Origin of the sequence: Ferruginibacter sp. (assembly GCF_031430955.1) — a bacterium.
Classification (GTDB): Bacteria; Bacteroidota; Bacteroidia; order Chitinophagales; family Chitinophagaceae; genus Ferruginibacter.
On the sequence record NZ_JANPCM010000227.1, the window covers coordinates 1 to 6,318 of the forward strand.

Genomic DNA, 6,318 nt, shown 5'->3' on the forward strand with positions numbered 1-6,318 from the left:
TTTCTAAAACGTTTGTAACATGAAAAAGCTTTTGCTTATTGCCTTTTGCTTATTGCTCATTGCCTTTACAGGCAATGCACAGCGTTACGCAGTTATCGATTCTAAATATATTTTAGAAAAACTAACTGATTATAAGGATGCTCAGAAAAAACTGGACCAGTTCAGCGATCAATGGCAGCAGGAAATTGATCAAAAGCAAACCATGGTAGATAAGATGATTAAAGAATATGATGCCGAACAGGTAATGCTGAGCGACGAATTAAAAAAGAAAAGAGAAGATGAGTTATATAACAAAGAAAAAGAATTAAGGGATTTACAGAAGAAACGCTTTGGTTTTGAGGGAGATCTGTTTAAAAAAAGGCAGGAACTGATAAAACCCATACAGGATAAGGTTTACAATGCCGTTCAAAAACTGGCTGTGGACAGACAATATGATTTTATATTGGACAAAAGTGAAGGAATTACCGTTATCTTTGCCGACCCAAAATTAGACAAGAGTGATGAAGTGCTGAGAAACCTGGGTGTAAAATAAAATGTTAATACCTGGCCGCCATGCAGCCAAAACCATAAAAAAACAAACTATATAAAAAAGTAAACACAAAAAAAACAATGAAAAAATTAATCGTAGCTGGTGTAATGGCGTTAGGGTTTTTAAGTGCCTCAGCACAAACAAAAATTGGTTATGTAAACACGGATGAGGTAATTGCAGCTATGCCTGAGACCCAAAAAGCCAATAAAGAATTACAGGAATACCAGGAATCTCTTGCAAAGCAATATGATGATTTGGAAAAAGAAGCCAATGATAAAAGTGCCCAGTTTATTAAAGACTCTGCTACATTAAATGCAAGCATGAAGGAAATTAAAAGGGAAGAAATAATTAAATTAATTCAAAGAGTGCAGGGTTTTAATAACGAGGCACAAGAAAAAGCAAAACAGGCTGCACAACAAAAATTTGCACCTATACAGCAAAAAGCTATGGATGCTATCAAATCAGTAGCTAAAAAAAGTGGCTATTCGTATGTACTGGATGTAAATTCAGTTTTAGTTGGCCCTCCGGGAGATGATATTTTACCTTTGGTAAAAAAAGAATTAGGTATTGTTGACGCACCAAAAGCACCGGTAAAACCAGCAACTCCTCCTGCAAAACAATAATTACTTTTGCAAAAATATATTTACAAAAAGCCATTCCTTTTAAAACGGAGTGGCTTTTGTATTTTTGATACATGAATAAAGGCCCCATTGGAGTATTCGACAGCGGCTACGGCGGCTTAACTGTTTTAAAAGAAATAGTTGACCAGTTGCCGCAATACGATTATTTATACCTGGGTGATAATGCCCGTGCACCTTATGGCACCCGTAGTTTTGAAACGGTTTATCAATATACCTTACAATGTGTACAATGGTTTTTTAGCCAGGGCTGTTCCTTAGTTATATTGGCCTGCAACACTGCTTCGGCAAAAGCATTGCGAACCATTCAGCATAACGATTTGGCAAAAATGGGTGCAGATACAAGGGTGTTGGGAGTTATACGCCCTACCACAGAAGTTATTGGCAGTTTTTCCAAAACAAATAACGTGGGTATATTGGGTACCAGCGGAACGGTTCAATCCAATTCTTATCCCATAGAAATTGCAAAATTTTATCCTCAAATAAAAGTGCACCAGCAGGCCTGCCCTATGTGGGTGCCGCTTATTGAAAATAATGAATACCAAAGTGCCGGAGCCGATTATTTTGTAAAAAAAGATATTGATAAACTGCTTTCACAATCACCAGGTATTGATACCATTTTACTGGCCTGCACCCATTATCCATTATTAATAGAGAAAATAAAACAATTTACACCACAGGGTATGCAGGTTTTATCGCAGGGAAAAATTGTAGCCGACAGCCTGCTGGAATATTTAAGTCGACACCCTCAAATGGAGACCAAATGCAGTAAAAATGGTCAAATCTCTTTTTTTACTACCGACTCCACCGAAGATTTTGACAGTCATGCAACAAATTTTTACGGAAAAGAAATAAAATCTACTCATTTGAACCTTTAAAAGCCAAAAAACTTTCAACAATCAACCTTCAACTTTCAACATTTTCCCTTACTTTTGCCGTCCTTTCACAATCCCCGGGAATGGTGTCCTGATGGATGGTTTAGAAAAATTATTTTGTAAAAGGAAAAAAATTAAACAATGCCAGGTAAAAAAAGAACGTATCAGCCCCATAAACGCCGCAGAAAATCGGTACATGGTTTCCGCAAGCGCATGGAAAGTGTAAACGGACGTAAAGTATTAGCAAGCCGCAGAAAAAAAGGCCGCCATAAACTTACAGTTAGCAGCGAACACGGCGATAAGAAATAAAACCGCTCAATCTCTGCCGGTTGGCAGAAATTAAAATACATTTAAGCCCTTTACTATTGAAGGGCTTTTTTAATTTTGTAATTACAAGCCAAAACTTGCAGTGTTTAAGTGCTGGAAGCCGGAGCTTCCAGATACAATTTGGAAAATAAACAACGATATACATTAGGTAAAAAAGACAAACTCAAAAGCCGTAAAGCTATCGAGCAATTGTTTAAAGATGGTAAATCGTTTTCCGTTTTTCCTTTCCGTGTTTTGTACCTTGAAGCTCCGGCTTCCGGCACTCCAAAAAATAATTTGCAAACTGCTTTTAGTGTTAGCAAAAAACATTTTAAAAAAGCTGTTGACAGGAACCGTATTAAAAGATTAATGAGAGAAGCATGGCGTTTGCAAAAAAATATACTTGCAGATATAATTAATACCAGCAATAAAAATTTTTCTGTTTTTATTATTTATACCGGAAACGAATCACCGGCATACGAATTAATTTTTGAGAAAATAACAGTGGTAATAAAAAGGGTATTAAAAATTATAAATGAAACAACTGTTACAAATACTTAGCTGGCCGTTTATATTTTTAATTAAGCTGTACCAGTGGATTATTTCGCCATGGCTGGGCAGTAAATGCCGTTATACACCTACCTGCTCTCATTATGGTATTGAAGCTTTAAAAAAATACGGGCCCATAAAAGGTTTATGGCTTACTGTAAAAAGAATTGCAAGATGTCATCCTTGGGGAGGGCATGGGCACGACCCGGTGCCGTAATTTATAACCCTCCAAGGGTTGAATTCAATTCAGTAAAAAATTATAAGAAACCCTTGGAGGGTTTTGGTATAGCATAATGGTTGTGAAAAAAATATTCAACTTTTAATGTTCAGTTATCAATGAAAATGCATGGGATGATTTTTTGAAGTGTATTTTAATACCAATTGGACATTTAATCTACCCGGTAAGAAATGTCAGGTTGAGCTTGTCGAAACCGGGTGCAAGAGTAAACACGTCTTCGACAAGCTCAACCTGACAGTGTATTTTCAATGTCCTATTGGTGTAATTATGTAGAACTTGGCAATGGTATCAATAAAAAAAAGCTGTAACCATTTAAGATTACAGCTATGAATTTAAGACGTTGAATAAAGTTATTTTGTACAAGAGTGTCTTGCCTTAGGCCAGACCAATGAAGCAGAATAGAAAAACTAAAGCTTGGTACAAAAAATATAAAACATAATCTTCGGAACAGTTCCCCTTTAGGGGCGGGGGCTACGCTCCTTCAAATCTTTCTGCCACTTTTTTCCAGTTAACCACAGCCCAAAAGGCGGCTAAATAATCGGCACGGCGATTTTGATATTTTAAATAGTAAGCATGTTCCCAAACATCGCAACCTAAAATTGGGGTGCCTTTTACTTCTGCAATTTCCATTAATGGATTATCCTGGTTGGGTGTTGATGAAATTTCTAATTTACCATCTTTAACAATCAGCCATGCCCAGCCACTTCCAAACCTCGTCATTCCGGCTGCTGCAAATTTTTCTTTGAAGGCATCAAAGGTTCCAAAAGCTGCAGTAATTGCATCGGCTAATTTGCCTGATGGGGCGCCGCCTGCATTAGGTGCAAGGCTTTCCCAAAAAAAACTGTGGTTCCAGTGGCCGCCACCGTTATTTCGAACTGCAGGGGATATGCTGCCAGCTTGTTTTACTAAATCGGCAAGGCTTTTATTTTCATGCTCGGTACCGGCAATGGCTTTGTTTAAATTGTCTACATAAGCCTGGTGGTGTTTACCATGATGTATTTGCATGGTGGTAGTGTCGATATGTGGCTCCAATGCTTCGTGTGCGTAAGGCAGAGCCGGTAATGTAAATGCCATAGTTTTTAAGTTTTAAGATATTATTACAAAATATAGTCCACAAATTTACGTTATTGGTTTCCTATTCAATTTTAAAATGAAAGAATTTATTATATTGTTTTTTACGTTTTTGGGAATTTGTAAAGGGTTTGCACAAAACCCGGTGGGTAATAATTTGCCCGACAGTTTACAAAACATCAAAGCCTTAACCCAAAAAAAAATTGCAGATTCTTCATTTATAAAAGAGAGAGTTTCAGTAAAATTATTTCCTAATCCGGCAAAAAATAAAGTAGAACTTGAAGTAAAAGGATTTGAAGCCGGGCTTATTCAGTTGCAAATAATTGATATTAGTGGAAAATTAGAAAGAAATGATCAGCGGCTTTTGGTAAGTGGCAACGAGAATATTGTGGTGATGTTTTCGCTAAAGCCGGGCATATATTTTATTACAGTAAAACAAAAAGATAAGCTGGCGAAGAAAAAAATGATCGTGCAGTAAACTATCTTCTTGCCTTAAAAAAATCTTTCATTAACACCGCACATTCATCTTTTAAAATACCACCCACCAGTTCTGTTTTTGGATGAAAGGGATTTTTATCTCCGGTAGATTTTCTGTAACTGTTTTTATCATCATCGGCACCATAAACAATTTTTCCAATCTTGCTCCAGTACAAAGCGCCACTGCACATCAGGCAGGGCTCAATGGTTACATACAATGTAGCTTCGGGTAAATATTTACTGCCTAAAAAATTAAATGCAGTGGTTAGGGCAAGTATTTCTGCATGAGCCGTACTATCGTTCAGTAACTCCACCTGGTTGTGGGCACGGGCAATAATTTTATCATGCAGTACCACTATGGCGCCAATGGGTACTTCGCCGGCATCAAAAGCTTTTTGTGCTTCTTTAATGGCCTGCTGCATGTATTGTTCGTCCGTCATTTTAAAATTATTTGAGCAATTATCAAATTAAAAGAAAGATGAGTTATTAAAAAGTTCGTAAGTCCCCTTTTGGGGGATTTAGGGGGCTTTTTTATTACCTTGCCGCAAATTTAGTTGTAATGGCAAACATAAATCAACTTTTGGCAATGCGCCAATATTTTGAAAGTGGTGTAACAAAACCTTATACGTTTAGAAAAGATCAATTAATAAAATTAAGAACGGCTTTATTAAAATACGAAACTGAATTTCATAGCGCCTTATACAGCGATTTAAAGAAGAGCCCCGAAGAATGCTGGGTAACCGAAACCGGTTTTTTATTAAGTGAAATAAATGCTACGCTTAAAAATTTTAAGGCATGGATGCAGCCCGACCTTGTATCCACGAATTTGCTTAACCTGCCTTCTAAAAGTTTTGTGATGAAGGAACCACTGGGTACAGTATTAATTATTGGCCCGTGGAATTATCCCTTACAATTATTATTGACACCAATGGCAGGTGCAATTGCTGCTGGTAATTGCTGTGTATTAAAAGCATCGGAATTTGCACCTGCAACTGCAGCAGTAATGAAAAAATTAATTGAAGAAACATTTACGTCTGAATATATCTTATTTACTGATGGCGATGGTGCAACAGTAATTCCGGAGATGATGAACAACTTTAGTTTTGACCATGTGTTTTATACCGGCAGCACAGTTGTTGGAAAAATAATTTATAAAATGGCGGCAGAAAGATTAGTGCCGGTTACTTTAGAGTTGGGTGGTAAAAGCCCCTGCGTTGTGGAAAGCGATGCTAATATAAAAGTGGCTGCTAAAAGAATTGCTATGACAAAATACAGCAATGCCGGACAAATGTGTGTGGCACCTGATTATGTGCTGGTGCATGAAAGTAAAAAAGATGAATTGGTTGCTGCTTTAAAGACAACTATACAAAAATTCTTTGGCGATAAGCCGGAAGACAGTTACAACTACAGTAAGATCATCAACGAAAAACAATTTGACCGTTTAATAAGTTATTTACCGCAGGGAAATATTTTACATGGTGGCAGAGTTGATAAAGCAAAACTTTTTATTGAACCTGCTATTATGGATAAGGTAAATGCAGATTCATCCATAATGAAAGATGAAATTTTTGGACCGATATTGCCCATCATTTCTTTTACTACAAAGGAAGAAGCACTAAAAATAATTGAGCAAAA

General features: G+C 36.9%; 10 protein-coding genes. 8 read left to right on the forward strand and 2 right to left on the reverse strand.

The features are described from left to right. Nucleotides 1-19 precede the first annotated feature (19 nt). From ACY65O_RS06380 to yidD, 6 genes are all read left to right on the forward strand, one after another. Complete coding sequence (locus tag ACY65O_RS06380; protein ID WP_462220019.1) at nucleotides 20-532, forward strand: OmpH/Skp family outer membrane protein; 513 nt, start codon at nucleotides 20-22, stop codon at nucleotides 530-532. A gap of 77 nt (nucleotides 533-609) precedes the next feature. Continuing rightward, nucleotides 610-1,152 carry an OmpH/Skp family outer membrane protein gene (locus ACY65O_RS06385; protein WP_462220020.1) on the forward strand — a complete coding sequence of 181 codons (543 nt, stop codon included), beginning with the start codon at nucleotides 610-612 and terminating at the stop codon, nucleotides 1,150-1,152. A 71-nt stretch (nucleotides 1,153-1,223) separates the two neighbouring features. Continuing rightward, nucleotides 1,224-2,045, forward strand: coding sequence for a glutamate racemase (gene murI / locus ACY65O_RS06390; RefSeq protein ID WP_462220021.1), 822 nt, complete (start codon nucleotides 1,224-1,226; stop codon nucleotides 2,043-2,045). Nucleotides 2,046-2,183: 138 nt separating this feature from the next. Further along, entirely contained in the window at nucleotides 2,184-2,351 is a 168-nt protein-coding gene (rpmH, locus tag ACY65O_RS06395; protein ID WP_462220022.1) for a 50S ribosomal protein L34, read from the forward strand. A 108-nt stretch (nucleotides 2,352-2,459) separates the two neighbouring features. Continuing rightward, nucleotides 2,460-2,909, forward strand: a complete 450-nt coding sequence (gene rnpA, locus ACY65O_RS06400; protein ID WP_462220023.1) for a ribonuclease P protein component — start codon at nucleotides 2,460-2,462, stop codon at nucleotides 2,907-2,909. Further along, nucleotides 2,884-3,114: a membrane protein insertion efficiency factor YidD gene (yidD, locus tag ACY65O_RS06405; protein ID WP_462220024.1), complete on the forward strand. Its 231-nt coding sequence runs from the start codon at nucleotides 2,884-2,886 to the stop codon at nucleotides 3,112-3,114. Before rnpA ends, yidD begins: the two co-directional genes overlap by 26 nt. Nucleotides 3,115-3,606: 492 nt before the next feature. On the opposite strand, the gene ACY65O_RS06410 is transcribed toward yidD, so the two are convergent. After that, nucleotides 3,607-4,209: a superoxide dismutase gene (locus tag ACY65O_RS06410; protein ID WP_462220025.1), complete on the reverse strand. Its 603-nt coding sequence runs from the start codon at nucleotides 4,207-4,209 to the stop codon at nucleotides 3,607-3,609. 76 nt (nucleotides 4,210-4,285) lie between these two features. Between ACY65O_RS06410 and ACY65O_RS06415 the strand changes: the two genes are divergently transcribed. Next, nucleotides 4,286-4,684 carry a T9SS type A sorting domain-containing protein gene (locus tag ACY65O_RS06415; RefSeq protein WP_462220026.1) on the forward strand — a complete coding sequence of 133 codons (399 nt, stop codon included), beginning with the start codon at nucleotides 4,286-4,288 and terminating at the stop codon, nucleotides 4,682-4,684. Nucleotide 4,685: 1 nt separating this feature from the next. Here ACY65O_RS06415 and ACY65O_RS06420 read toward each other — a convergent pair whose 3' ends face one another. Next, nucleotides 4,686-5,123 carry a nucleoside deaminase gene (locus tag ACY65O_RS06420; protein ID WP_462220027.1) on the reverse strand — a complete coding sequence of 146 codons (438 nt, stop codon included), beginning with the start codon at nucleotides 5,121-5,123 and terminating at the stop codon, nucleotides 4,686-4,688. Nucleotides 5,124-5,242: 119 nt separating this feature from the next. Between ACY65O_RS06420 and ACY65O_RS06425 the strand changes: the two genes are divergently transcribed. After that, nucleotides 5,243-6,318: aldehyde dehydrogenase family protein (locus ACY65O_RS06425; protein WP_462220028.1), on the forward strand; the 1,076-nt coding region annotated here is incomplete at its 3' end.

What these genes read in the sequence shown, in the direction of transcription:
- ACY65O_RS06380 (WP_462220019.1), top strand. Translation starts at nt 20, where the DNA reads ATGAAAAAGCTTTTGCTTATTGCCTTTTGCTTATTGCTCATTGCCTTT.
- ACY65O_RS06385 (WP_462220020.1), top strand. Translation starts at nt 610, where the DNA reads ATGAAAAAATTAATCGTAGCTGGTGTAATGGCGTTAGGGTTTTTAAGT.
- murI (WP_462220021.1), top strand. Translation starts at nt 1,224, where the DNA reads ATGAATAAAGGCCCCATTGGAGTATTCGACAGCGGCTACGGCGGCTTA.
- rpmH (WP_462220022.1), top strand. Translation starts at nt 2,184, where the DNA reads ATGCCAGGTAAAAAAAGAACGTATCAGCCCCATAAACGCCGCAGAAAA.
- yidD (WP_462220024.1), top strand. Translation starts at nt 2,884, where the DNA reads ATGAAACAACTGTTACAAATACTTAGCTGGCCGTTTATATTTTTAATT.
- ACY65O_RS06410 (WP_462220025.1), bottom strand. Translation starts at nt 4,209, where the DNA reads ATGGCATTTACATTACCGGCTCTGCCTTACGCACACGAAGCATTGGAG.
- ACY65O_RS06415 (WP_462220026.1), top strand. Translation starts at nt 4,286, where the DNA reads ATGAAAGAATTTATTATATTGTTTTTTACGTTTTTGGGAATTTGTAAA.
- ACY65O_RS06420 (WP_462220027.1), bottom strand. Translation starts at nt 5,123, where the DNA reads ATGACGGACGAACAATACATGCAGCAGGCCATTAAAGAAGCACAAAAA.